This is a genomic window from Variovorax sp. AC103 (assembly GCF_979254005.1).
The window spans coordinates 356,463-379,378 of sequence record NZ_CEEDFC010000005.1 but is presented as its reverse complement, the minus strand read 5'-3'; the positions used below and the strand labels follow the sequence as shown (position 1 = coordinate 379,378).

Genomic DNA, 22,916 nt, shown 5'->3' with positions numbered 1-22,916 from the left:
GCAATCGCCAGCGGAGTTGGCTCGTTCGTCCTACGTGGAACTCGCACGGGGGGCGGGAGGATCCGGCGAATGCCTGAATGAATGTTTCCGGGCGAAAAACTAGGTATGCATGAAGCTTTCCCGCTTTCTCACGGAGCGCGCCGAAGACATCCTGGTGGACTGGGAGGCCTTTGCCAAGACGTTGAAGCCCGCCGCCACCCTGATGACCAGCGAGGCATTGCGCGACCACGCGCACCAGATCATCAAGGCGATTGCACTGGACATCGACAGCTTCCAGAGCAAGGCCGAGCAAACGGCCAAGTCGCATGGTGACGCGGATGACGAGGGAAGTTTTCACAGTGCTGCCGCGATCCACGGCACGTTGCGGGAGGTCAGCGGCTTTTCACTGACGCAGCTCACGGCGGAATTTCGATCGCTGCGTGCGAGTGTTCTGCGCCTGTGGCTGCCCACCGTCGAGGAGTTCAACCGCGAGGTCGTGGAGGAAATGACGCGCTTCAACGAGGCGGTGGACGAGGCCCTGGCCGAGTCGGCAATGACCTTTTCCGAGCACACGAACCACACGCGCGAGCGCTTCCTGGCCATCCTCGGCCACGATTTGCGCACGCCCCTGGCCGCCATCAGCATGACCGGCCTGCTGCTGGAGCGGTCGAAGAACCTCGACGGCAACGCCGTCACCGGCAAGCGGCTGGTGCGGAGCGCCGCCACCATGACGACCATGGTCAACGACCTGCTGGAGTATTCGCGTACGCAACTCGGCGGCAAGATGCCCATGGCACCCGCAGCGGCGAACATGGGCGACATTGTTCAGGCCGCCCTTCACAACGCGTCTTCGGCAAACCCCGATTGCGTGTTCGACTTGAACACGCGCGGCGACCTGTCGGGCGATTTCGACGACGTCCGGCTTCAACAGGTGGTCGTGAACCTGCTCGCCAATGCAGCCCAGTACAGGGCGAAGGGGACAAGCGTCCAGCTCGACGTGGCCGGCGAAACGAATGACGTGCTGGTCTGCGTGACCAATCGCGGCCCCGCGATTCCGGCCGAATCGCTCAAGACGATCTTCAGCGCGATGGTGCAGCTGCCGCTCGACGGAGAGCAGCCCGGGCGCCCGCGCACAAGCCTCGGCCTGGGGCTGTTCATCGCGCGTGAGACGGTCCTGGCGCACGGTGGCTCGATCCACGTGGCGTCGACCGACGCGGGGGGCACGAGTTTCTCGGTCCGCATTCCTCGCGCCGTTGCGGCGCCGAGAGCGCCGACCTGAGAAGCGCATTCACACTTCGATGAATGCGAGGCGCGTCGCCCGGTCGAGTTCAATTACGTCGTGCTCTTTCAACGGCATCGCTTCGGTGTCCAGCAGCTTGCCGTTGAGCGTGACCACACCCATCACGCTGGCAGCGACGTAGCCTTGCCGGCGTCGTGTGACCGCGGCCACGGCCACACCGGGCGTACCGACGGTGGTGACGACCTTGCGCAGCGACAGCTCCCGGCCTTCCCCCTGCCCTGACAGCACGCGCAGCACGGGCACGCGCGGCGTCCCGGCTTCGGCAGGTTCCGTCGGTGCAAATTCCGTGGGCATGGGCCGAGCCGCGGTCGGCTCGCTGCCCGCGCCGTGTTTATCAGTGCCGACGTCGGCGTCCAGAAAGAGGATCTGACAACCGCCTACCTCGATGAAGTCGTTGTCCTCGAGCGCCTGCTGGACAACCGGCACCCCATTGACGAGGGTCCCATTGGTGCTGCCCAGGTCTTCGATGAACACCTGGTTGCCGCGCAAATGCAGCGCCGCATGACTCGCGCTCACGGTCAACCTGTCGAGAACGATGTCGCAGTCCGTACGGCGGCCGATCGTCGTACGGCGTTTGACCAGTGCCACCTGCGACAGGTTGGCACCGATTGAAATTACCAGCTCCGGCATTCGTATTTCCTGTGAAGACAACTGTGCCCGTGCGGGCGAAGCAATGCACCATGCCCCGCCGGGCTGATCGGAAAATGAGCGCTTAGGTATACGTCCGGTGTAGTCGCAGGGCTTGAAACCCTGTCGCCCGACGAATCCCCCGCGCTGAAAAGAAAGCCCCGGAACCGGGGCTGACGGGGAGCGGAGGATCAGTTCGATCCAGGGGCATCGCCCTCGGGAGGCTCTGCGTCCTCATGCTTCAACGCAGGCTTCTGCCCGGGCTGCGGCGCATGGATGGCGCCAGGTGCGATTTCTTCGCCGTGGTGTTTCTTTTCCTGCTGCACTTTTTTGTCGTGCGCGACATTGCGTGGATCGGTCATGCACGCAGGTTGGACGCTCGCTGGCTGCCGAACGTGGGACGGGGCGCCTATTGCGGGTCAGCGTCAGGGGATGGACGCGCTTGCACGACGTTCGCCGCGACCGACCGCTCGCGTCGGCAAGCCGACGAGTCAGGGCTTCCAGCGGCGCAGACCGAGCTCGTCGGCGAGCACCCGGTAAGCGGTGATGCGCGCCTGCACGTAGCCGTCGAGCGCGGCGCCGGTGAGCGTGAAGGGGTACAGGCCATGCTGCTCGCGCAGCGCCGCAAAGCCGGGTGCGGCGGCCGCTTCGCGGAAGGCGGCGGCCCAGGCGTGCACGGCCGGCTCCGGCACGTCCGCGCTCACGTAGAGGCCGCGCACGGTCGGCCACACCAGGTCCACGCCTTGCTCGCGCGCCGTCGGCACGCCGGTGAGCGCGCCGCCCAGGCGCTGGTCCGACAGCACAGCGAGCAGCCGCACCGCCGCGCCCCCCGCAATGGCCTGCAGCGCCTCGGCCGCGTCGCCGGGGAAGGCATCGACATGCCTGCCCTGCAACGCGCTCAATGCGTCGCCACCGCCTTCGAAGGACACGAAGCGCATGGCCTTGTGGTCGCGCCCCGCCGCGCGCACCAGCAGGGCGGCCTTCACCCAGTCCTGGCTGCCGACGGTGCCGCCCGCGCCGAAGGCAATGCGCGACGGGTCTTGCCGCAGCGCGGCGACCAGGTCCTGCAGGCGCTTGTAGGGCGAGTCGCGGTGCACGGCGATCACGCCGTAGTCGGTGCCCAGCGTGGCGACCCAGCGCACGGCCGAGGGCGGGTGCGGGCCGAAGCGGCCCTGCGCCAGGTTGAGCAGCGAGCCACTCGAAAACGCCACCAGCGTGCCGGGACCGCCGAGTTGGCCGGTGGCGATGCGGTCGAACGCGACGGCGCCGATGCCGCCGGGCAGGTATCGCTGGCCCAGCGGCGGACGCGCGGGGCGCACGGCCTGCAACGCATCGCGCGCAAGGGCGCAGGTCAATGCGAAACCGCCGCCGGCCTTGGCGGGAATGACGCAGTCGGCGGCGTCTTCGGAAGGGTCGTTGGCAGCCAGCGCGCGCGTGCCGAGCCAGGGCATCAGCAGCGCGGACAGCGTGCGAAGTGCATGGCGGCGGGAGGTCTGCAAGGGCATGGCGGCAGTCGCGTCAGGTGGCGGTGGGAGCCGATGTGCGCGGCCACCAGATGATCGCATGCAGCCCGCGCCCGGCCTCGCGCGCTTCGAGCCGCAGCTCGCCCTGGTGCCGCTGCGCGATCGAGCGCGCAATGGCCAGCCCGAGCCCGAAGCCGCCCTTGCCCGCGCGCGCCCCGCGCCGGAAGCGCTGGCCCAGTGCGGTGCGTTCCTCGTCGCTCAGGCCCGGGCCGTCGTCCTCGACGTTGAGGCTCCAGCCTGCGGCGTCGCCCGCCGCAAAGAGCGTGATCGTGCCTTCGGCCGGCGTGTACGTGATGGCGTTCGTGACCAGGTTGCTCAAGGCTTCGCGCAGCAGGCCGCGGTCGGCCACAGCACGGAATTCGGGCGTGGGCGAATGAATGCCCAGGTCGATCCGCTTGGCGCGCGCCAGCGGCAGCAGGTCGAGCGCCACTTCGCGCAGCAGCGCGGCCATGTCGAAGGCGGCGGGCTCCACCGACACCGTGTCGCTGCGGCCCAGCGCCAGCAGCTGCTGCGCGCTGCGCGTGGCGCGGCCGATCTCGGTGCCCAGCGCATCGAGCGCCACCTGCACCTGCGCCGGGTCTTGCTCGCGCCGCGCGTAGTCGGCCTGCATCTGCAGCGTGGTGAGGTGCGTGCGCAGCTGGTGCGAGGCGTCGTCCAGGAACTGGCGCTGCTGCGTCACCAGCGCCTGCGTGCGCGACATCTGCTGGTTGACCGCGGCCACCAGCGGGCGCACCTCGGCGGGCAGGTCGGTCTCGGCGATGCGCGTGAGATCGTCGCTCGTGCGGGCCTGCACCTCGCGCGCGAGCCGCGACAACGGCCGCAAGGCAGCCGCCAGCGCAAGCGCGGTGCCGCACAGCAGCATCGCCAGCACCAGCCCGTCGCGCAGCGCCGCGCTGCGCACGAAGCGCGCGCTGAACTCCTGCCGCGAGCGCGTGCTTTCTCCGACCTGGATCAGCACGCTGCGCCCGGTGCTGCCCGCCGGCGCGCGGTCGAGGTCGCGCCGGTAGGCCGCCAGGCGCACGGCCTCGCCGAAGTAGGTGGCGTCGTAGAAGGCCGGCACGCCCATGGCGAGCTCGGCGGGCGGCGCGGGCAGGTCGGCGCTGCCCAGCTCGACCAGCCCGTCGGAGGTCGCCACGCGGAAGAACACCTGCCCGCTGGCCGTGAGCTCGAAGAACTCGAACATCGTGTACGGCAGCTCGACCGACAGGCCGCCCGAGGCGGTGGAGATGTTGGCATCGATGGACTTGAGCGCGCCCAGCAGCGAGCGGTCGTAGGCCGCGTTGGCGGCGGCCAGCGCGTCGTGCCGCGTCATCCACAGCTCGATGCCGGTCACGAGCAGCAGCGCGGGGAACAGCAGCAGCGCCAGGCGCTGCCAGAGGCTCGCGCGCTTGAGCCTCTGGCGCATGCGCGCAATGCGGCTCACGCCGTGGCTCCGCCGCGCCGCCGGTGTTGCCCCCGGCGAGGGGGGAGGAGACGCGACACGAAGTGCGCGAAGCCTGGGGGTGAGCCCATGTCAGTCGGTTTCCAGTACGTAGCCCAGGCCGCGCAGCGTGACGATGCGCACGCCGCTGCCGTCCAGCCGCTTGCGCAGCCGGTAGACGAACACCTCGACCGCTTCGGGGTGCACCTCTTCGTCGTCGGAGAACACGCGCTCCAGGATCTGCTGTTTCGACAGCGGCTCGCCGCTGCGCTGCACCAGCACGCGCAGCACGGCCAGCTCGCGCGGCGAGAGCGCGAGCGCCTCGCCGTTCAGCGTGAAGTGCTTGCGTGCACCGTCGTACACCAGCGCGCCGCAGGCCAGGCGCGGATGCTCGACGCCGCGTGCGCGCCGCACCAGCGCGTGCAGGCGCGCCTCGAGTTCGGCCAGTGCGAAAGGCTTGGCGAGGAAATCGTCGGCGCCCGCGTTGAGCGAGGCCACCCGCTCGCTCAACGAGTCGCGCGCCGTGAGGATCAACGCGGGCAGCCGCTGGTCGCGCTCGCGCAGCCGCTGCAGCACCGTGTGGCCGTCCATGCCCGGCAGGCCCAGGTCGAGCACCAGCGCGTCGTGCTCGCGCTGCTGCAGCGCCCGGTCGGCCAGGCGGCCGTCGTCCACCCATTCGACCTGGATGCCCGCATGCTCCAGTGCCTTGCAGAGCCAGGTGCCCAGGGTGTGTTCGTCTTCGGCCAGCAGGATGCGCATGGCGCCGATGCTAGGGCCTGGAACGCTCAGTCTGGTTTGATGTTTGCCCGGGCGATGACTTTTTGCCACCGGGTCTGTTCGGCCGTGATGAACTGCGCGAACTGCTCCGGCGTGCCGCCGACGGCTTCGGCCGCGTCGGCCGACAGGCGCTGCATCGAGTCGGGCGACTTCACGGCCTTCATGGTCTCGGCCGAGAGCTTGGCCAGGTTGGCCGGCGTGAAGTTGGCCGGCGCGAGCATGCCGTACCACTGCGTCATTTCGAAGCCCGGAAAGCCCTGCTCGGCCACGGTGGGCACGTCGGGCAACTGCGCCAGGCGCTTGGCCGAGCCGGTCGCGATGCAGCGCACCTTGCCCGCCTTGATGAACGGAATGATCGCCGCCGCGCCGATGGCCGAGGCGTCGAGCCGGCCCGAGAGCAGGTCGGTCACCATCGGGCCGGTGCCGCGGTAGGGCACGTGCAGCATGAACACGTCGGCCGTCATCTTCAGGTACTCGAAGGCCAGGTGGCCCGCGCTGCCGTTGCCCGCCGAGCCGTAGCTGAGCTTGCCGGGCCTGGACTTGGCGTAGGCGATGAACTCCTTGAGGTTCTTCGCCGGCACGTCGGGGTGCACCACGTACAGGCTGGGCACCTTGGCCAGCAGGCTCACGGGCTTGAAGTCCTTGTTGGCGTCGTAGGGCAGCTTGGCGAAGATGTACGGGTTGACCGCCAGCGTGCCGATGTGGCCGAGGATGATCGTGTGCTGGTCGGTGCTGCGCGCCACCTCGCTCATGGCGATGTTGCCGGCCGCGCCGGGCTTGTTGTCGACGAACACGCTTTGGCCGAGGGTGCGCGAGAGCTCGGCGGCGGTCGAGCGCGCGACGATTTCAGAGCTGCCGCCGGGGGCAAAGGGGACGACGAAGCGAATGGACTTGCTGGGCCAGGTCTCTTGCGCCGAGGCCAGCGACGGCAGCAGGCCGCCCAGGGTGAGGGCGCCGCCGGCTTGCAGCCAGTGGCGGCGGGTGTGTGCGTCGTTCAGGAAGGGTTCCGACATGGTGCGTGTCTCCGTCTTTTTGGGGAAAGTGCGCATCCTGCACTGTGGATGCTGTCGGAATGCTGTCAGTGCATCAGATCAGGTTGCGCATCGCCTGCGCCGTCTCCCGCAACACCGGCAACACCCGCGCCACCGCGTCTTCCGAGCTCTCATGCCCCATGGGCATCGTGATGTTCAGCGCGCCCACCAGCGTGCCGTGCCGGTCGCGCAGCGGCGCGGCGATGCCGCGCGAGTTCAGGTCGAGCTGCTGCTCCGACAGCGCCCAGCCCTGTGCCCGGATGCGCGCCAGCTCCAGCCGCATGCGCTCCATGCTCGCGATGGTGTGCGAGGTGAACACGGTCAGCGTCTTGGTCGCCAGCCATTCGTTGAGTTCGGCGTCGCTGCGCAGTGCAAGCATCAGCATGCCTGAGGCCGTCACCTGCGCCGGCACGCGCGCGCCCAGCACGTAGCCGGTGCTCATGCTGCGGTTGGGGCCGTTGCGCGCGATGTAGACCACCTCGTCGCCGTCCATCACGCTCAGGTACGCAAACTCGTTGGTGCCGGCCGCCACGCGCTGCAGAAAGGGCTGCACCACGCGCGGCAGGCGGGCCGATTCCAGGTACGACTGCCCCAGCCGCAGCACGCGCGGCGTGAGCCAGAAGAGCTTGCCGTCGCTCGCCACGTAGCCCATGTGCTGCAAGGTGAGCAGGTAGCGCCGCGCGGCGGTGCGGGTCATGTTCGTGCGCTGGCCGGCCTGGCTGGCGGTGAGGCGCGGGTTGGCGTCGTCGAAGGCCTCGATGATGCTCACGCCGCGCTCCAGCCCGGCGATCCAGTCGCGCTTGTCCAGCCCCGCGGGCGGTGCGGCGTCGTCCTTGTCCAGGTCCTTGCTGTCCTTCGTCATGGCGGAAGTGTGCCTTCGGTAGAGGGGCGATGGGTGCCGGCGGCACCCCTGAAAACCCTCAAATTGAACGATGATCGATTTCTGTAGTTCGATAATCGCACGTTTGAAGCTCCCTAAGGCAGCAAGGGTGAGGCGAAGGGTCTATAAAGCGAGGCATTCGGCCTCGAAACGAGCGATTGACGAACGGAAGCAAGCACATGAGCCATTCCATCCGCGGCAGCACCCAGGCGTACCTGATTCCGGGCGACCCGGTTCGCAATGTGCGGCTTCCGCGCATGTTCAACGCCGCCTTCGAGCGCTACGAGATCGACGCCGTGCTGCTGCCCATGCAGGTGCCGGTGCGCGACTTCGCGGTGTTCTTCAAGTCGGCCTTCCTGGCGCGCAACGTGCGCGGCATGGTGATCGCGCCGCCGCACAAGCCGCTGGTGGTCGACCTGCTCGACGGCTGCGGCCTGTTCGGGCGCGTGGCGGGCTCGGTCAACGTGGTGCGCCGCACTGAGGGCGACCAGCTCGAGGGCGACCTGTTCGACGGCGAAGGCCTGATCGGCGCGCTGGACCGCTGCAACATTCCCTTCCGCGGCAAGCGCGTGCTGATCCTCGGCGCGGGTGTGAGCGCCGCGGCCATCGGCGTGGCGCTGGCCGAAGGCGGCACGGTGAACGGCGCGGAGCACATCGCCTTCTTCGACAGCGCGGCCGGCAAGGCGGCCGGCGTGGCGGCCAAGCTGAATGCCTTCTTCGACGCGACGGTGGTCGCGGTGGAGAGCAATGCGCCCGAGGGCTACGACCTGGTCATCAACGCCACGCCGCTGGGCCTGGTCGAAGGCGACGCGCTGCCGGTCGACGTGACGCGCATGGACGGGCATGCCGCGCTGTTCGACATCCTGCTGCGCAACCAGCCCACGCCGCTGGTGCGCGCGGCGCGCGCACGCGGGCTCAATGCGCAGGCGGGTTTCGAAATGCTCATTCAGCAGATGCCGCACTACCTGCGCTACTTCGGCCACCTCGATGCAGCGACCGCGCTGCAGGCCGACGCGAACTTCCTGCGCGAAATCGTCTACCCGCCGGCCATGCAAGCGGAGATTGCTCAGCCCCTGCGCTATCACTCGCCCAGCGTGGCCTGAGCCTCATCTTTCAACGAAACGAACGACATGATTTCCGGCAAGACCACGCTCATCGCCCACCTGGGCTTTCCCACCGAGGCCTTCAAGGCCCCGATGATCTACAACCCCTGGTTCGACAAGCAGGGCATCGACGCGGTGGTGGTGCCCATGGGCGTGAAGCCCGAGGACTACGCGGCCTCGCTGCCGCAGATCTTCAGGTTCAGCAACCTGCGCGGCGCGCTGGTGACCATGCCGCACAAGGTCACGACGATGTCGCTGGTCGACGAGGTGACACCCACCGCGCGCGTGGCGGGCGCGTGCAACGCCATTCTCAAGCGCCCCGACGGCACGCTGCTGGGCGACCAGTTCGACGGCGCGGGCTTCGTGCGCGGCGTGGAGCGCAAGGGCCGCCTGTTCAAGGGCACGCGCGTGCTGGTGTCGGGCACGGGCGGCGTGGGCTCGGCCATTGCCGCATCGATTGCGGCGGCCGGCGCCGCCGAGCTGATGCTGTTCGACATGAGCGAGGCCTCGGCCAACGCGTTGGCCGCGCGGCTGCGCGAGCACTATCCGCAGATGAAGGTCGCCACAGGTTCGAAGGACCCGGCCGGCTACGACGTGGTGGTCAACGCCACGCCGCTGGGCATGAAGGAGAGCGACCCGCTGCCCTTCGACGTGGATCGCATCGATGCGGGCACCTTCGTCGGCGAGGTCGTGATGAAGACCGAGTTCACGCCGCTGCTGCTGGCCGCCAAGGCCAAGGGCTGCCAGGTGCAGGTGGGCACCGACATGCTGTTCGAGATGATTCCGGCGTACCTGGAATTCTTCGGATTCGGCACAGCGTCCCCGGAGGAATTGCGCGCCGTGGCCCAATTGAAGTATTGAAAGAGCAGGTGTCCGCATGAGTATTTTCGAAGGCTTTCTCTCCACGTCCGAAACGCTCGGTGCTTTCAGCGACCGCGCCTTCGTCGACGCCATGCTTCGCTTCGAGGCCGCGCTGGCGCGGGCGCAGGCCGCCGAGGGGCTGATCCCCGAGAGTGCTGCGCACTCCATCGTCAGCAGCTGCAAGGTCGAGCTGTTCGACGTGCCGAAGATCGTGCGCGAAAGCGGGCGTGCCGGCAGCGTCGCCATTCCCCTGGTGAAGGCGCTGCGCGATGCCGTGGGCATGTTCAATGCCGATGCCGCGCCCTTCGTGCACTTCGGCAGCACCAGCCAGGACGTGATCGACAGCGCCATGTCGCTGGTCACGCGCGAGGCCGTGGCGCTCATCGAGACCGACCTGGCCAAGGCCGCCGACGCGCTGCTGCGGCTGGCCGTCACGCACGCCGAAACGCCGATGCTCGCGCGCACGCTGATGCAGCCGGCCTCGGTCACCAGCTTCGGCTTCAAGTGCGCGGGCTGGGCCGCGCCGCTGGTGCGCAGCCGCATCCGGCTGCGCGAGGCTGCCAGGCACGCGCTGCAGCTGCAGTTGGGCGGCGCCGTGGGCACGCTCGCGCAGATGAAGGGGCAGGGCGCGGCCGTGCGCAAGCGCATGGCCAAGGAACTGGGCCTGGGCGACCCCGGCGCCACGTGGCACACGCAGCGCGACGAGTGGGTCGCGCTGGGTTGCGAGCTCGGCCTGATGACGGGCAGCCTCGGCAAGATCGCGGTCGACATCGCGCTGCTCGGCCAGTACGAAGTGGCCGAAGTGGCCGAGCCCAGCGAGCCCGGCCGTGGCGGCTCGTCGGCCATGCCGCACAAGCGCAACCCGGTGGCCTCGATGGTGGCCATCGCCGCCGCGCACCGCGCGCCGCAACGCGTGGCCGCGCTGCTCGGCGCCATGCCGCAACAACACGAACGCGCGCTCGGCGCCTGGCAGGCCGAGCTGGCCGAATGGCCGCAACTGCTGATGTCCGCGCACGGCAGCACGCGCGCCATGGCGGGTGCGTTGCCCGGCCTGCAGGTCGACGCCGCGCGCATGCGCGCCAACATCGACCGGCTGCGCGCCGAACTCCCGCGCGACGCGGCCGACGAATGGTTCGACCCCGCGCTCGCCCACTATGCCGGACAGACCGCGCTCGCCGAAGTGAAGGCGTTGCAGGCCCGGCTCACCGAACACAAGGAACTCTCGCAATGACCGCCCCCGAATTTCCCGCCGCGCCAACGGCCTCCGAGATGCCCGCCGAAGGCTACGAGTCCGGCCTGCTCAACCGCCGCCGCGTGCTCGGCGACGCCTGGGTCGACAAGTCGCTCGCCAACCGCAACGAGTTCAACGCCGAGTTCCAGGAGCTCATCACGCGCCATGCCTGGAACGACATCTGGGGCCGCCCCGCGCTGGGCGACAAGACGCGCCGCTACATGGTGCTGTCGATGATGCTGGGCATCCACGCGTACGAGGAGTTCGCGATGCACGTGCGCGCCGCGCTCGACGGCCCGCCCGAGTCGCGCCTCACGCCGCAAGACATCAAGGAAGTGATCATGATGGCCGCCATCTACTGCGGCGTGCCCGTGGCCAACCATGCCTTCGGCATTGCGACGAACATCCTGCGCGAAAAGGGCCTGCTGGCCGCCGCTTCGTCACCGCAACCCGCCACCCGGTGAGCGCGCCGGTCGCCCGCAAGGGCCGGTTCGACGTCAGCTTCACCTTGCTGCTGCCGCTGCTGCTCGCGGCGCAGCCGGTGGCCACCGACAGCTATCTTCCCGCGCTCCCGGCCATTGCCAGCGAGCTCGGCTCGGCCAGCACCAGCCTCACGCTGTTCGTGCTGGCCTTCGGCTTTGCGCAGTTGCTGTGCGGCCCGCTGGCCGACCGCTTCGGCCGGCGGCCGGTGCTGCTGGCGGGGCTCGCCTGCTATGTGCTGGCCGCATTGGGCGGCGCGTTCGCGGGCAGCGTGGCGTTGCTCGCGGGCTGGCGCACGCTGCAGGGCTTTTCGATGGCGGCCATCCTGGTGTGCTCGCGTGCGGCGGTGCGCGACCTGTACCCCGCGCACGAAGGCCCGCACGTGATGGCGCGCGGCCTCACGGGGCTGGGCGTGGTCGGCCTGGCCGCGCCGCTGCTGGGCGCCTGGCTGGTGCAAGGGGCGGGCTGGCGCTGGGTGATGGTGGCGATGGCGCTCTACGCCTCGGTGCTGCTCGCGCTGTGCTGGCGCTCCTTCGGCGAAACGCGCCGGCCGTTCGCACAGGGCAGCGGCGAATCGTCCGCGCCGCGCGGCAGCACGCGCGCCGTGTTCGCGAGCCGCTCGTTTCGTGCCTGGGCTTCGCTGGCCGCGACCACCTACGGCGGCCTGTTCTGCTTTCTGCTGCTGTCGCCCATGGTCTACATCGGCTACCTGGGCTGGTCGCCCGCGTGGTACGGGTGGATCCCGGCGGGCGGCTCGCTGGTCTACATCTTCAGCACCACCATGTGCCGCACGCTGCTGCGCCGCTACGGGCCGGTGCGCACGGTGCGGCTGGGCGCATCGCTGAGCCTGGCCGGCCCCGTCATCCAGGCGCTGGGCTGCCTGCTGCTGCCGCTGAGCGCGGTGCCGCTGCTGGTGGGCCATGCGGTGTACTGCCTGGGCCACGGCATCCATCAACCGTGCGGGCAGGCAGGTGCCGTGGGCGACCTGCCGCACCTGGCGGGGCGGGCGGTGTCGTGGTCGGGCTTCGGCATGATGATGGTCGCGTTCTGCGTGGGGCAGATTGCCGCGCTGTTCGTCGACCCTGGTTACTCCCACGGCGCCTGGCCGATGGTCGTGCCCATGCTGCTGGCCGGCTGCGTGCTGATGACCATTGCGTTCTTCTGGCTGCCGCGCCTGCAACACTTTCAACCTGCTGCACACCCTGCACATCCGACAAAGGAAACCACACCATGACCCGTTTGAACGTCGTTCGCGAGGGCAACGGCCCCATCGTCGTGCTCAGCCATGCGCTCGGCTGCGACCTGCACATGTGGGACGCCGTGGCCGCGCTGCTGTCGCGCGCCCACACCGTGGTGCGCTACGACCACCGCAACCACGGCGCATCGGACGTGGTGCCCGGCGCGCTGCGCATCGAGACGCTGGCGCAGGATGCGGCCGAGCTCATCGCGCGCGAGGCGGGTGGCGAGCCGGTGCATTTCGTCGGCCTGTCGATGGGCGGCATGACCGCGCAGGCGCTGGCCGTGCGGCACCCCGAGTTGCTGAAGACCGTGGTCATCGCCAACTCGTCGGCCCACTACCCCGACCAGGCGCCCTGGCGCGCGCGCGCCGACACGGTAAACGCCAAGGGCGTGGCCGCCATAGCGCCCGGCGCGGTGTCGCGCTGGCTCACGCCGGCCTTCGCGGGCACGGCCGAAGGCGCGGTGGCCGCCAAGGTGCTGCACGACACGCTGGTGCGCACCGACGCGCAGGGCTACATCGAGAGCTGCAACGCCGTGGCCGCCATCGACTTTCGCGAGAGCAACCGCCGCATCGCGGTGCCCGCGCTGGTCATCGGCGGCCTGCAGGACGAGGCCACGCCGCTGGCCATGTCCGAGGCCATGGTGGCAGCCATTCCGGGTGCGCGCCTGGCCACCATCGACGCTGCGCACGTGAGCGCGGCCGAGCGGCCGGTGGAGTTCACGCAGCTGCTGATCGATTTCTGGCGCAGCCTTTAACTAAGAAAGCGCTGTCGCGCTCACTCCGCGCGAATGCCGTTACGCAGGATGCCGATGGCGTCGACCTCGATCTCGACCACGTCGCCCGGCTTCATCCACACGGGCGGGGTGCGCTTGGCCCCCACGCCGCCCGGCGTGCCGGTGACGATCACGTCGCCCGGCGCCAGCGGCATGAACGCTGAAATGTGCGCAATCTGGCGCGGAATGCTGTGAATCAGCTTGTCGGTGGTCGTGCGCTGCATTTCCTGCCCGTTCAGCCGCGTGACCAGCGTCATGACCTGCCCGTGCGCGATGTCGTCGCTCGTCACCAGCCAGGGGCCGAAGCCGCCGGTGCGCCAGAAGTTCTTTCCGGCGGTCCATTGCGGCGTGGCGGTCTGCCAGTCGCGAATGGAGCCGTCGTTGTAGCAGGCGTACCCGGCAATGTGGTCCCAGGCGTGCGCTTCGTCGATGCGCCGCCCGCCTTGCCCGATGACGATCGCGATCTCGCCCTCGAAGTCCAGCTTGCCCGACTCGGGCGGCATGACGATGTCCTGCCCGTGCGCGACCTGCGATTCGGCGACGCGCAGGAACAGCGTCGGCTTCTCGGTGATCTCGCGCCCCGTTTCCCGCACGTGGTCGCCGTAGTTCAGCCCCACGCACACGATCTTGCCGGGGTTGGGAATCACCGGCAGCAGCGTCACCTCACTCATCGGCAGCGTGGTCTTGGCGCTCGACGCGGCCTGCGCCGCTTCCCCGAGCAGTCCGGCGGCGATGAGCGCCTTGAGGTCCGTGGCGCGTGCGCCGAAGACTTCGCGCAGGTCGACGATGCGTTCGCCGAGCACGGCGCCGTAGCTGTCCTGGCCGTTGTGTTGGTAGCTGATGAGTTTCATGGTGTGCCTCCGAGGGCGGTGGGGTTGAAGAAACGGTTTACCGGGCCAGTCGACCTCCTATGCGCGCGGCGCCTTCGGTGATCAGCTGAACCAGCTTGTCCAGGTCGACGATGGACAGGCGGGCGGTGTCGAAGACCAGCGAAATCGCGGCCCATGCACCCCCGTCGGCCTTGGGAATCGGCGCGGCGACGGCCGCCAGTTGCGGCTCCAGCTCGCCGATCGACACGTAGTGGCCCGCCTTGCGGATGGCCGCGTAGTGTTTGCGGAAGTCGCTCCACTCCGCCGGCAGGCCGCTGCGCACCGCCTCTTCCTGGCGTGCATCGAACACCTTGCGCAGCTGCGGCGGTGTGAAGCTGGCCAGCAGCACCTTCGGCGCGCCGCCCAGGAACAGCGGGCGCGGCCGGCCGCGGCCGTACGACAGCGTGGGCGACGTGCTGCCCATCTCGCGGTGCGTGTCCAGCACCTGCATGCCGAACACACCCGAGGCGACGCAATCGAAGCCCGTGGCCGCGACCAGCTCGCGCATCACCGGAATGCCTTCGCGCAGCACGGGGTCGGCCTTGCGGATGTAGTGGTCCAGCAAGATGATGCGCGGCCCCAGTGCGTAGTGCGAATCTTCCACGCGCTGCAGCAGCCCGGCCTCCAGCAGCAGCCGCACGTAGCGGTAGCCCGTGGGCAGCGACACCTCGAGCTGCACGGCGATGTCGTCCGCGGTACGCGTGAGGTGCCTGTCGTCGAACAGGTCCAGCACGGCCAGCATGCGGCCCAGGCTGGACATGGATTTTTCCGGCACGCCAATTCCTTCCGAATGGTTTGAACTTCATGGCGCGGCGGGAAGGTATTGCGAGATGCGATCCAGATCGAGCCCCGTGCGCGCAACGCCGACGATGTATCGGTCGGGCCGCAGTATCACCGCTTGGGCTTCATTGCTTGCCAGCCAGGCGCTCAGCGACGCGTCGGGGCGGTCGATGACGACGGCGCCGGCACGGCGCCACCGCTCGGCCGTGGCGGGTGCCGCGCAGGCCAGCGCCCGCGCATGGCCGATGACGGCGCTGCGTGGGCCGAGCGCTTCGTCGAGCAGGCGGCCGTCGTCGAGCCGCGGCTGCGGAAAGGGCCGCCCGGCGGGTGTGCCGGGCGTGGCGTCGAACGCGCCCGCGCCGAGCATCTGCGGCGGCAGCTCGAAGATCTCGGGGCGGCCGGTGCGAAACCTGGCGTCGCGCTCGGCGGCCAGTGCAGGGTCGGTGGTCTGGATGATGTTGCCCAGGCGCACGGCCAGTTCGATCAGGGCGCGCACGTGCGGGGCGCGCTCCGACTCGTAGGTGTCGAGCAATGAAGGCGCAGCCTTGTGCCTGAGCACGGCTTCCAGCTTCCAGGCGAGATTGGCCGCGTCGCGGATGCCCGCGCACATGCCTTGGCCGAGGAAGGGCGGGGTCTGGTGGCAGGCGTCGCCGGCCAGCAACAGGCGGGCGTTGCGCCAGCCTTGTGCGATCACCGAGTGAAAGGTGTAGATCGCAGCGCGTTCGAGCCGAGCCTGGTCGGGCCGCAGCCACGGCGCGACCAGGCGCCACAGCGCCTCGGGCCGCAGCATCGCTTCGCGGTCGTCGCCGGGCAGGACCATGATTTCCCAGCGTCGGCGGTTGCCGACGACGTTGCAATACGTCATGGGTCGCGCCGGGTCGCAGTGCTGCACCGTGTGCTGCGGCAGCGCGACGTCTTGCTCGAGCACCACGTCGAACACCAGCCACGGCTGCTTCAGGCCGAGGTCGGTCATGGGGCTGCCCATTCGCGCCCGCACGGGGGAACGCGCGCCGTCGCAGCCCACCACGTAGCGGGCGCGTACGCTCGATGTGCGGTCCGCCTCGAGGTCGCGCACCTGCAGCACGGCGCCGTCGGCGTCCTGGTCGACGCTCAGGACTTCGTGGCGCAGGCGCACATCGACATTGGGGAAGCGCGCGAGCCCTTCGCGCAACACCGCCTCGAGCTGCGGCTGGTGAAAGTAGTAGTTGTTGGCGCCGCCGTGCGGCCCCAGTGCGGTGGCGCCGCCGCGAATCAGCATCGTCTCGCCCGCGCCGTTGACGAAGTGCATGCCCTGTTCGCCGGGCCGCGCGATGGCCAGCGCCGCGTCGCGCAGCCCCGCGCCCTGAAGAATGCGCAGCACCTCGCCGTCGAAATGAATGGCGCGCGGCAGCGCGAAGATGCCGCTCTCTTTTTCCAGCACCACCACCGACAGCCCCGCCGCGCCCAGCAGGTTGGCCAGCATCGCGCCGGTCGGGCCCAGGCCGACGATGGCCACGTCGTGCACGGCGCGCTCAGTCACGCTGGTCTTCCTGCATGCGGCGCGCCACGTCGGCTTGCCATTGCGCGCGGCTCATGAACCTGGGCAGGCGCTTGGCGATGGCCTCGGCCTGCGCAAGGATCGCCTCGTCGGGGTGCGACAGGTCCACGGGTTCACGCAGCGGCTGGTCGCAGTACCAGGGCGTGTCCATGAACAGTTCGAGGCGGTTGCCTTCGGGGTCGCGGCAGTACACCGAGACGGCGTTGCCGTGCGTCACGGGGTGCATGTCGCTCGCGCCCCCGGCCAGCATGCGGTCGTGGTACCGGCGCAGCGTGGCGATGTCGCGCACCCGGAACGAAATCTGGTTCACCACGTTGAAGCCCATGTCCGCGGGCCGCCCGGTGGCCAGCACCAGCTGATGGTGCTCGCGCGGGTCGCGGCTGAGGAACACAAGCTGCACCGTGCCCAGGTCGCCGGCGTCGGTTTGCGTGAAGCGCAGCGCTTGCTTGTAGAAGCCGGCCATCAGGGGCAGGTCGGTCACATAAAGCCCGATATGGCTGAACTGCAGGTCGGATGGGGTCTGGTCGAGCATCGGTTTTGTCTCCATGCGAAAAAGCCCGAGCCCGTTCTGGCTCGATTCAATGAAAGAATATCAATATTCTCACATATTGACAATAGATGGTATGTTTGTATGATTCGAGCAGGTTTCGAACACATGAAATCACACCAGGAGACAATCCATGAAATTCAGAAATTTGGCTTTTGGCCGCTGCATGGCGCTCGCGTTGTGCGTGTCGGCGGGCGCAAGTGCGTGGGCACAGTCCGACTACCCGACCAAGGCGGTGCGCATCATTGCCCCCTTCCCGGCGGGCAGCGGGCCCGATGCGAATGCGCGCGAGATCGCGGCCGAGCTCACCCGCATCCTGGGCCAGACCTTCTATGTGGAGAACCGCCCCGGCGCGTCGAACATCATCGGCACAGAGGTCGCCGCCAAGGCCCCGGCCGACGGCTACTCGCTCTACATCGGCACGACCAGCTCGCTGTCGGTGGTGCCGCATCTCTATTCGAAACTGCCCTTCAACGCCGAGCGCGACTTCGCACCCGTGAGCCTGCTGGGCGTGCTCAACACCGGCCTCGTCGCCACGCCGGGCATCGCGGTCAAGGACGAGCGCGCGCTCGTCGCCGCGCTCAAGGCCAAGCCCGGCAGCATGGACGTGGCCACGGCCGGCATCGGCAGCTATTCGCACCTGTCGGCCGTATGGTTCAACGCCGCCGCGGGCGTTGCCACCAACCTGGTGCCTTACAACAGCAGCAGCCCGTACACCGACCTCATCGCAGGGCAGGTGCAACTCATGTTCGACGGCCTGCCGGCCGCGGCCAGCAACATCCGCGCGGGCAAGCTCAAGCTGCTGGCCATCACCGGCAAGGAGCGCCACCCAAGCTTCCCCGACGTGCCGACTTTTGCCGAGTCGGGCCTGCCGGACTACGCACCCATCGCGTGGCAGGGCATCCTGGCGCCGGTCGGCACGCCCAAAGCCATCATCGACAAGGTCAACGCCGCGATGCAGAAGGCCTGCACTTCGCCGGAGCTCATCAAGAAGTGGCGCGACTACGGCGGTGAACTGCGCTGCAACACGCCTGCCGAGTTCAAGGCTTTCATCGACGCCGACCGTGCGATGTGGGGCAAGGTGATCAGTGCCGCCAAAGTCAAACTCGACTGAAGGCTGGGGCCCGGGGGTGGCCGGGCCGGATCACCCCAGCCCCCGGGATCCTAGGTGTATCCCGTATTACGTGCGATTAACGGACGTATTTGATCGCTGATCGATCAGCGGGCCTCTGAATAGATTGTGGCGCGGGCCGGGTGTTTTTAAAGTCCACCCCATGCACCGCTCCATCGCCACCGTATCGCTCAGCGGCACCCTCCGCCAGAAGCTCGAAGCCGTCGCGGCCGCCGGCTTCGACGGCATCGAGCTGTTCGAGGCCGACTTCATCAACTTCAAGGGCACTGCCGGCGACCTGCGCCGCATCACGGCCGACCTGGGCCTGACGATCGACCTGTATCAGCCGTTTCGCGACTTCGAGGCCATGCCCGAGCCGCAGTTCCGCCGCAGCCTGGAGCGTGCCGAGCGCAAGTTCGACCTGATGGAAGCCATGGGAGCGCCGCTGGTGCTGTGCTGCTCCAACACGTCGCCGCTGTCCGTGAACGACCCGGCACGGGCCGCCGCGCAACTGCACGAGCTGGCCGAGCGCGCCGCGCGCCGCAACCTGCGCGTGGGCTTCGAGGCGCTGGCCTGGGGACGCCACACCTCGCTGTACGGCCAGGCCTGGCACATCGTGAAGCAGGCGAACCACGCGCACCTGGGCTTGATTCTCGACAGCTTCCACACGCTCTCGCTGAAGGACGACCCGGCAGGCATCGCCGACATTCCGGGCGACAAGATCTTCTTCCTGCAGATGGCCGATGCGCCGCTGCTGGCCATGGACGTGCTGCAGTGGGCGCGCCACCACCGCTCGTTTCCGGGGCAGGGCGACTTCGACGTCATCGGCTTCTTCGAGCAGGTGCTGCGCGCGGGCTACACCGGGCCGCTGTCGCTGGAGATCTTCAACGACATCTTTCGCGAGACGCCCAACCGCCGTACCGCCGTGGATGCGATGCGCTCGCTGCTGTACCTCGAGAGCGAAGCGCGCCAGCGCATGGCGGCCGCCGAGCCCGTGCAGCCGCAGCGCGTGGAGCTGTTCAACCCGCCGCCGGCACCGGCGCTGTCGGGCCTGTCGTTCATCGAATTCGCGGCCGACGAGGCCTCGGCCCCGACGCTGCACACCGTGGTCTCGCAGCTGGGCTTTCGCCGCATCGGCCAGCACCGCTCCAAGGCCGTGACGCTGTACCGCCAGGGCCAGATCAACCTGATCGTGAACGCCCAGCCCGACTCCTTCGCGCGGCAGCGCTTCGACGCGCACGGCACCTCGGTGTGCGCGCTGGGCGTGCGCTGCGACGACCCGCTCGCGGCCGTCGGACGCGCCACCGCCATGCGTTCGCAGCGGCACGACAGCCCGGTCGGCCCGAATGAGCTGCGCGTGCCGGCCATCGTCGCGCCGGGCGGCAACCTGATTCACTTCGTGCCCGAGGCGCTGGGCGCCAACGGCCTGTACGAGGCCGACTTCGTGCTCGAAGACGCGGGCACCGATGTAAACGACGCCGGCCTGCAGCGCATCGACCACGTGGCCCTGGGCCTGGCGCTCGACCAGCTCGACACCTGGGTGCTGTTCACCCGAGCCGTGCTGGGGCTCGAACCGGGCGAAAGCCTGGAGCTGGCCGACCCCTTCGGGTTGATCCGCAGCCGCGGCGTGGCCAACGCCGAGCGCAGCCTGCGGCTGGTGCTGAACGTGTCGCTGAGCCAGCGCACCCGCACCGCGCGCACGCTGAGCGTGACCGGCGGCGGCGCGGTGCACCACATCGCGCTGAGCTGCGCGGACATCTTCGCCTCGGCCGCGAAACTGCGCGCCAACGGCACGCGCTTCGTGCCCATTTCGGACAACTACTACGACGACCTGGCCACGCGCATCGACCTCGCACCGGAGCTGCTGGTGCGCATGCGCGAAGCGGGCGTGCTGTTCGACCGGTCGCCGGCCGGCGACTACCTGCACATCTACACCGAGAGTTTCGAGGGCGGACTGTTCTTCGAGGTCGTACAGCGCGTGGGCAGCTACGACGCGTACGGTGCCCTCAATGCACCGGCGCGCATGGCGTCGCAGGCGCAGGACTGATTCGCCGGGTTTTTCTGATTACTTACCTGTCAACACTGGAGACAACACATGGCCACCAACACAGCCCATGAGCCGCAAGGCAGGCACCAGTCGAAGAAGGCCGCGGCAAGCGGCTGGATCGGCTCGGCGCTGGAGTACTACGACTTCTTCATCTACGCCACCGCGGCGGCGCTGATCTTTCCGCAGATCTTCTTTCCCAAGGGCGACCCCAAGACCGCCATCATCGCGTCGCTCGCGACCTACGGCGTGGGCTACGTCGCGCGCCCCATCGGCGCCTTCGTGCTGGGCCACTGGGGCGACACGCACGGGCGCAAGCAGGTGCTGGTGCTGTGCATGTTCCTGATGGGTTTCTCGACCGTGGCCGTCGGCCTGCTGCCGACCTACGATCAGGTCGGCCTGCTGGCCCCCGCGCTGCTGGTGCTGCTGCGCCTGATCCAGGGCTTTGCCGTGGCCGGTGAAATCTCGGGCGCGAGCTCGATGATCCTCGAGCACGCGCCGTTCGGGCGTCGCGGCTTCTTCGCGAGCTTCACGCTGCAGGGTGTACAGGCCGGCCAGATTCTGGCGGCCGCCGTGTTCCTGCCGCTGGCGCACTACATGCCTGAAGACGCCTTCAACTCGTGGGGCTGGCGCATTCCGTTCCTGCTGAGCTTCCTGGTGATCGTGGCCGGCTACATCATCCGCCGCGAAGTGGACGAAACACCGGCCTTTGCCGAAGTCGACAAGAAGGGCGAAGTGGCCAAGGCGCCGATCGTCCAGGCCTTCACCGACAGCTGGGCCGACATGCTGCGCGTGGTGTGCATGGCGCTGATGAACGTCATTCCGGTGGTGGCCACGGTGTTCGGCGCGGCCTATGCCGTGCAGGCCGCCTACGGCATCGGCTTCCAGAAGGACGTGTACCTGTGGATTCCGGTGCTGGGCAACATCCTCGCCGTGATCGTGATTCCGTTCGTGGGCAACCTGTCGGACCGCATCGGCCGCCGCCCGCCCATCATCGTCGGCGCGCTGGCCTCTGGCCTGCTGTCGTTTGCCTACCTGTATGCCATCAGCATCCGGAACGTGCCGCTGGCCGTGTGCATGTCGCTGCTGATGTGGGGCATCGTGTACCAGGGCTACAACGCCACCTTCCCGAGCTTCTATCCGGAGCTGTTCCGCACCCGCAACCGCGTGTCGGCCATGGCCATCTCGCAGAACGTGGGCACCACCATCACCGCGCTGCTGCCGGCCCTGTTCGCCGCCGTCGCGCCTCCGGGCTCGACCAACGTGTGGCTCACCGTGGGCGCCATCTCCTTCGCGGTGACCATTCTTGCGGCGCTGGCGGCGATGAGTGCGCGGGAAACGTACCGCATCCACATGAAGGACCTGGGCAACCCCGACGCCGTGCCGGTGGACAAGCAGGAATACCACCGCCTGCGCGAGCAGACGCTGTCGGACGCCCGCATGGCCAAGGCCACGGCCCGCGCCTGAGCGAAAACCTTTCGCGCACCAAGGGTTGGGGGGCCGTGAAGAATGGCGCCATGACCTCCCACCTCAAGATCGATTTCGTCTCCGATGTGTCCTGCCCCTGGTGCGCCGTGGGCCTGAGTTCCCTCGAAGCGGCCATCCGGCGGGTGGCGCCCGACGTCACCGCGGAGCTGCACTTCCAGCCCTTCGAGCTGAACCCGCAGATGCCGCCCGAAGGCCAGGACACCTTCGAGCACCTGAACGAAAAGTACGGCTCCACGCGCGAGCAGCAGGCGCAGTCGCGCGAAATGATCCGCCAGCGCGGCGCCGCCGTCGGCTTCGAGTTCAGCCCCGAAGGCCGCCCGCGTGTGTACAACACCTTCAATGCCCATCGCCTGCTGCACTGGGCCGAGCTGGAAAGCCCGGCGAAGCAGGCGGCGCTGAAGAAGCTGCTGCTGAAGGCCTATTTCACCGACCGCCAGAACCCCTCCGACCCCGAGGTGCTGGTGCGCGCGGCAACCGAAGCGGGGCTCGACGCAGCGCGTGCCCGCGAGATATTGAACAGCGACGAGTTCGCGCAGGAAACCCGCGAGCGCGAGCGCATGTACACCGACGCGGGCATCCACTCGGTGCCCGCGATCATCATCAACGACCAGCACCTCATCTCCGGCGGCCAGCCCGTCGAGGTGTTCGAGCGCGCGCTGCGGCAGATTGCCGGCGCTGCACCGGCGAGCCTGTCCGTGGCCTGACTTCGAGGGCGCCACGGCGTCATCTTTGCGCAGCGTTACGAAGGTAAAGAGCGTCAACGCGGCGCGGGTTTCAGCGGTTGAGGAGGCATCCTTGAATTTGCTGTCACCCTCAGGAGCCCCGAAGATGATGAAGAAGAAAGGCCTCATGGCCGCCTCGGCCGTCGCCCTTGCCCTCATGGCGGCGGTCTCGCTGCCCGCGCAAGCCGACGAATACGGCAAGCATCCGTTCTACCTGCACGCCTTGTCCGACCTGCGCACCGCTGCGTGGCAGGTGGAGCACCGCCGGCCCGAAGACGGGCAGGTCTCGCGCGACGAGCAGGTGGTGGTCGACGAAATCCATGCCGCCATCGGCGACCTGCAGCACGCCGCGTGGCTCGACGGCAAGCCCGTGCAATGGCGCGAGCCCACCGACGCATGGCTGCCGCGCGAAGGCCGCCTGCACGTGGCGGCCGACCTGCTGCGCAAGGTGCGCTCCAACGTGGCGCGCGAAGAAGACGACCCGCGCTCGCGGCCGTTCCAGCAACGCGGACTGGCGCACGTCGATCTGGCGCTCGCCACCGCGCAGCACGCCATCGGCGATGTGCGCCACCACGACATGCGCAGGGAGTGAG

The 22,916-nt window shown here is 68.7% G+C and carries 23 protein-coding genes; 12 read left to right on the top strand and 11 right to left on the bottom strand.

Annotation, left to right across the window (positions count from 1 at the left end):
* Positions 1-109 precede the first annotated feature (109 nt).
* A complete protein-coding gene (locus AC0IYU_RS10435; protein ID WP_472116110.1) occupies positions 110-1,258 on the top strand; it encodes an ATP-binding protein in 1,149 nt (382 codons plus the stop codon).
* A 9-nt stretch (positions 1,259-1,267) separates the two neighbouring features.
* On the opposite strand, the gene AC0IYU_RS10430 is transcribed toward AC0IYU_RS10435, so the two are convergent.
* From AC0IYU_RS10430 to AC0IYU_RS10400, 7 genes are all read right to left on the bottom strand, one after another.
* Positions 1,268-1,909: an FHA domain-containing protein gene (locus AC0IYU_RS10430; protein WP_472116107.1), complete on the bottom strand. Its 642-nt coding sequence runs from the start codon at positions 1,907-1,909 to the stop codon at positions 1,268-1,270.
* Positions 1,910-2,097: 188 nt separating this feature from the next.
* A complete protein-coding gene (locus tag AC0IYU_RS10425; RefSeq protein WP_435485403.1) occupies positions 2,098-2,268 on the bottom strand; it encodes a hypothetical protein in 171 nt (56 codons plus the stop codon).
* Positions 2,269-2,397: 129 nt separating this feature from the next.
* The gene (locus tag AC0IYU_RS10420) at positions 2,398-3,411 is read right to left on the bottom strand and encodes a Bug family tripartite tricarboxylate transporter substrate binding protein (RefSeq protein ID WP_472116104.1); all 1,014 of its coding nucleotides are present in this window, start codon (positions 3,409-3,411) and stop codon (positions 2,398-2,400) included.
* A 13-nt stretch (positions 3,412-3,424) separates the two neighbouring features.
* A complete protein-coding gene (locus AC0IYU_RS10415; protein ID WP_472116172.1) occupies positions 3,425-4,834 on the bottom strand; it encodes a sensor histidine kinase in 1,410 nt (469 codons plus the stop codon).
* A 108-nt stretch (positions 4,835-4,942) separates the two neighbouring features.
* Positions 4,943-5,608, bottom strand: coding sequence for a response regulator (locus AC0IYU_RS10410; protein ID WP_435485405.1), 666 nt, complete (start codon positions 5,606-5,608; stop codon positions 4,943-4,945).
* A gap of 26 nt (positions 5,609-5,634) precedes the next feature.
* Positions 5,635-6,639, bottom strand: coding sequence for a Bug family tripartite tricarboxylate transporter substrate binding protein (locus AC0IYU_RS10405; protein ID WP_472116101.1), 1,005 nt, complete (start codon positions 6,637-6,639; stop codon positions 5,635-5,637).
* A 73-nt stretch (positions 6,640-6,712) separates the two neighbouring features.
* On the bottom strand, positions 6,713-7,519 hold the full coding sequence (locus AC0IYU_RS10400; RefSeq protein ID WP_435495130.1) for an IclR family transcriptional regulator domain-containing protein: 807 nt from the start codon (positions 7,517-7,519) through the stop codon (positions 6,713-6,715).
* A gap of 197 nt (positions 7,520-7,716) precedes the next feature.
* Here AC0IYU_RS10400 and AC0IYU_RS10395 point away from each other — a divergent pair, with 197 nt between their 5' ends.
* From AC0IYU_RS10395 to AC0IYU_RS10370, 6 genes are read left to right on the top strand one after another with little or no spacing between them, the layout of a single operon-like run.
* Complete coding sequence (locus AC0IYU_RS10395) at positions 7,717-8,640, top strand: shikimate dehydrogenase family protein (RefSeq protein ID WP_472116098.1); 924 nt, start codon at positions 7,717-7,719, stop codon at positions 8,638-8,640.
* A 27-nt stretch (positions 8,641-8,667) separates the two neighbouring features.
* On the top strand, positions 8,668-9,501 hold the full coding sequence (locus AC0IYU_RS10390) for a shikimate dehydrogenase family protein (protein WP_472116095.1): 834 nt from the start codon (positions 8,668-8,670) through the stop codon (positions 9,499-9,501).
* 16 nt (positions 9,502-9,517) lie between these two features.
* The gene (pcaB, locus tag AC0IYU_RS10385) at positions 9,518-10,732 is read left to right on the top strand and encodes a 3-carboxy-cis,cis-muconate cycloisomerase (protein WP_472116093.1); all 1,215 of its coding nucleotides are present in this window, start codon (positions 9,518-9,520) and stop codon (positions 10,730-10,732) included.
* Positions 10,729-11,196 (top strand): carboxymuconolactone decarboxylase family protein, encoded by a 468-nt coding sequence (locus AC0IYU_RS10380; RefSeq protein ID WP_435485411.1) that lies wholly within the window; start codon positions 10,729-10,731, stop codon positions 11,194-11,196. Before pcaB ends, AC0IYU_RS10380 begins: the two co-directional genes overlap by 4 nt.
* Positions 11,193-12,446 carry a multidrug effflux MFS transporter gene (locus tag AC0IYU_RS10375; protein ID WP_472116090.1) on the top strand — a complete coding sequence of 418 codons (1,254 nt, stop codon included), beginning with the start codon at positions 11,193-11,195 and terminating at the stop codon, positions 12,444-12,446. Before AC0IYU_RS10380 ends, AC0IYU_RS10375 begins: the two co-directional genes overlap by 4 nt.
* Positions 12,443-13,207, top strand: coding sequence for an alpha/beta fold hydrolase (locus tag AC0IYU_RS10370; protein WP_472116088.1), 765 nt, complete (start codon positions 12,443-12,445; stop codon positions 13,205-13,207). The genes AC0IYU_RS10375 and AC0IYU_RS10370 overlap by 4 nt, the downstream gene beginning before the upstream one ends.
* A 20-nt stretch (positions 13,208-13,227) precedes the next feature.
* Here the strand turns inward: AC0IYU_RS10370 and AC0IYU_RS10365 are convergent, their stop codons facing one another.
* From AC0IYU_RS10365 to AC0IYU_RS10350, 4 genes are read right to left on the bottom strand one after another with little or no spacing between them, the layout of a single operon-like run.
* The gene (locus AC0IYU_RS10365) at positions 13,228-14,076 is read right to left on the bottom strand and encodes a fumarylacetoacetate hydrolase family protein (RefSeq protein WP_472116085.1); all 849 of its coding nucleotides are present in this window, start codon (positions 14,074-14,076) and stop codon (positions 13,228-13,230) included.
* A gap of 37 nt (positions 14,077-14,113) precedes the next feature.
* Positions 14,114-14,869: an IclR family transcriptional regulator gene (locus tag AC0IYU_RS10360; RefSeq protein ID WP_472116082.1), complete on the bottom strand. Its 756-nt coding sequence runs from the start codon at positions 14,867-14,869 to the stop codon at positions 14,114-14,116.
* Between the two features lie 27 nt (positions 14,870-14,896).
* Positions 14,897-16,393 carry a bifunctional 3-(3-hydroxy-phenyl)propionate/3-hydroxycinnamic acid hydroxylase MhpA gene (mhpA, locus tag AC0IYU_RS10355; protein ID WP_472116079.1) on the bottom strand — a complete coding sequence of 499 codons (1,497 nt, stop codon included), beginning with the start codon at positions 16,391-16,393 and terminating at the stop codon, positions 14,897-14,899.
* Positions 16,386-16,943: a VOC family protein gene (locus AC0IYU_RS10350; RefSeq protein ID WP_472116076.1), complete on the bottom strand. Its 558-nt coding sequence runs from the start codon at positions 16,941-16,943 to the stop codon at positions 16,386-16,388. The genes mhpA and AC0IYU_RS10350 overlap by 8 nt, the downstream gene beginning before the upstream one ends.
* A gap of 148 nt (positions 16,944-17,091) precedes the next feature.
* Between AC0IYU_RS10350 and AC0IYU_RS10345 the strand changes: the two genes are divergently transcribed.
* The 5 genes from AC0IYU_RS10345 (at position 17,092) to AC0IYU_RS10325 (ending at position 22,915) form a co-directional block, all read left to right on the top strand.
* Positions 17,092-18,072 (top strand): Bug family tripartite tricarboxylate transporter substrate binding protein, encoded by a 981-nt coding sequence (locus AC0IYU_RS10345; protein WP_435495122.1) that lies wholly within the window; start codon positions 17,092-17,094, stop codon positions 18,070-18,072.
* A gap of 160 nt (positions 18,073-18,232) precedes the next feature.
* Complete coding sequence (locus tag AC0IYU_RS10340) at positions 18,233-20,116, top strand: bifunctional sugar phosphate isomerase/epimerase/4-hydroxyphenylpyruvate dioxygenase family protein (protein ID WP_472116073.1); 1,884 nt, start codon at positions 18,233-18,235, stop codon at positions 20,114-20,116.
* A gap of 48 nt (positions 20,117-20,164) precedes the next feature.
* Positions 20,165-21,580: an MFS transporter gene (locus tag AC0IYU_RS10335; protein ID WP_472116071.1), complete on the top strand. Its 1,416-nt coding sequence runs from the start codon at positions 20,165-20,167 to the stop codon at positions 21,578-21,580.
* A 50-nt stretch (positions 21,581-21,630) separates the two neighbouring features.
* Positions 21,631-22,305: a DsbA family oxidoreductase gene (locus AC0IYU_RS10330; protein WP_472116068.1), complete on the top strand. Its 675-nt coding sequence runs from the start codon at positions 21,631-21,633 to the stop codon at positions 22,303-22,305.
* A 124-nt stretch (positions 22,306-22,429) separates the two neighbouring features.
* Entirely contained in the window at positions 22,430-22,915 is a 486-nt protein-coding gene (locus AC0IYU_RS10325) for a hypothetical protein (protein ID WP_472116064.1), read from the top strand.
* Position 22,916: the final 1 nt, after the last annotated feature.

Bases quoted from the DNA above. Each gene is read 5' to 3' on its own strand.
- AC0IYU_RS10340 (WP_472116073.1), top strand. From the start codon at position 18,233: ATGCACCGCTCCATCGCCACCGTATCGCTCAGCGGCACCCTCCGCCAG.
- AC0IYU_RS10420 (WP_472116104.1), bottom strand. From the start codon at position 3,411: ATGCCCTTGCAGACCTCCCGCCGCCATGCACTTCGCACGCTGTCCGCG.
- AC0IYU_RS10400 (WP_435495130.1), bottom strand. From the start codon at position 7,519: ATGACGAAGGACAGCAAGGACCTGGACAAGGACGACGCCGCACCGCCC.
- AC0IYU_RS10395 (WP_472116098.1), top strand. From the start codon at position 7,717: ATGAGCCATTCCATCCGCGGCAGCACCCAGGCGTACCTGATTCCGGGC.
- AC0IYU_RS10380 (WP_435485411.1), top strand. From the start codon at position 10,729: ATGACCGCCCCCGAATTTCCCGCCGCGCCAACGGCCTCCGAGATGCCC.
- AC0IYU_RS10390 (WP_472116095.1), top strand. From the start codon at position 8,668: ATGATTTCCGGCAAGACCACGCTCATCGCCCACCTGGGCTTTCCCACC.
- AC0IYU_RS10370 (WP_472116088.1), top strand. From the start codon at position 12,443: ATGACCCGTTTGAACGTCGTTCGCGAGGGCAACGGCCCCATCGTCGTG.
- AC0IYU_RS10425 (WP_435485403.1), bottom strand. From the start codon at position 2,268: ATGACCGATCCACGCAATGTCGCGCACGACAAAAAAGTGCAGCAGGAA.
- AC0IYU_RS10350 (WP_472116076.1), bottom strand. From the start codon at position 16,943: ATGCTCGACCAGACCCCATCCGACCTGCAGTTCAGCCATATCGGGCTT.
- AC0IYU_RS10410 (WP_435485405.1), bottom strand. From the start codon at position 5,608: ATGCGCATCCTGCTGGCCGAAGACGAACACACCCTGGGCACCTGGCTC.
- AC0IYU_RS10415 (WP_472116172.1), bottom strand. From the start codon at position 4,834: ATGCGCCAGAGGCTCAAGCGCGCGAGCCTCTGGCAGCGCCTGGCGCTG.
- AC0IYU_RS10330 (WP_472116068.1), top strand. From the start codon at position 21,631: ATGACCTCCCACCTCAAGATCGATTTCGTCTCCGATGTGTCCTGCCCC.
- AC0IYU_RS10405 (WP_472116101.1), bottom strand. From the start codon at position 6,639: ATGTCGGAACCCTTCCTGAACGACGCACACACCCGCCGCCACTGGCTG.
- AC0IYU_RS10325 (WP_472116064.1), top strand. From the start codon at position 22,430: ATGATGAAGAAGAAAGGCCTCATGGCCGCCTCGGCCGTCGCCCTTGCC.
- AC0IYU_RS10435 (WP_472116110.1), top strand. From the start codon at position 110: ATGAAGCTTTCCCGCTTTCTCACGGAGCGCGCCGAAGACATCCTGGTG.
- AC0IYU_RS10365 (WP_472116085.1), bottom strand. From the start codon at position 14,076: ATGAAACTCATCAGCTACCAACACAACGGCCAGGACAGCTACGGCGCC.
- AC0IYU_RS10345 (WP_435495122.1), top strand. From the start codon at position 17,092: ATGAAATTCAGAAATTTGGCTTTTGGCCGCTGCATGGCGCTCGCGTTG.
- AC0IYU_RS10335 (WP_472116071.1), top strand. From the start codon at position 20,165: ATGGCCACCAACACAGCCCATGAGCCGCAAGGCAGGCACCAGTCGAAG.
- pcaB (WP_472116093.1), top strand. From the start codon at position 9,518: ATGAGTATTTTCGAAGGCTTTCTCTCCACGTCCGAAACGCTCGGTGCT.
- AC0IYU_RS10430 (WP_472116107.1), bottom strand. From the start codon at position 1,909: ATGCCGGAGCTGGTAATTTCAATCGGTGCCAACCTGTCGCAGGTGGCA.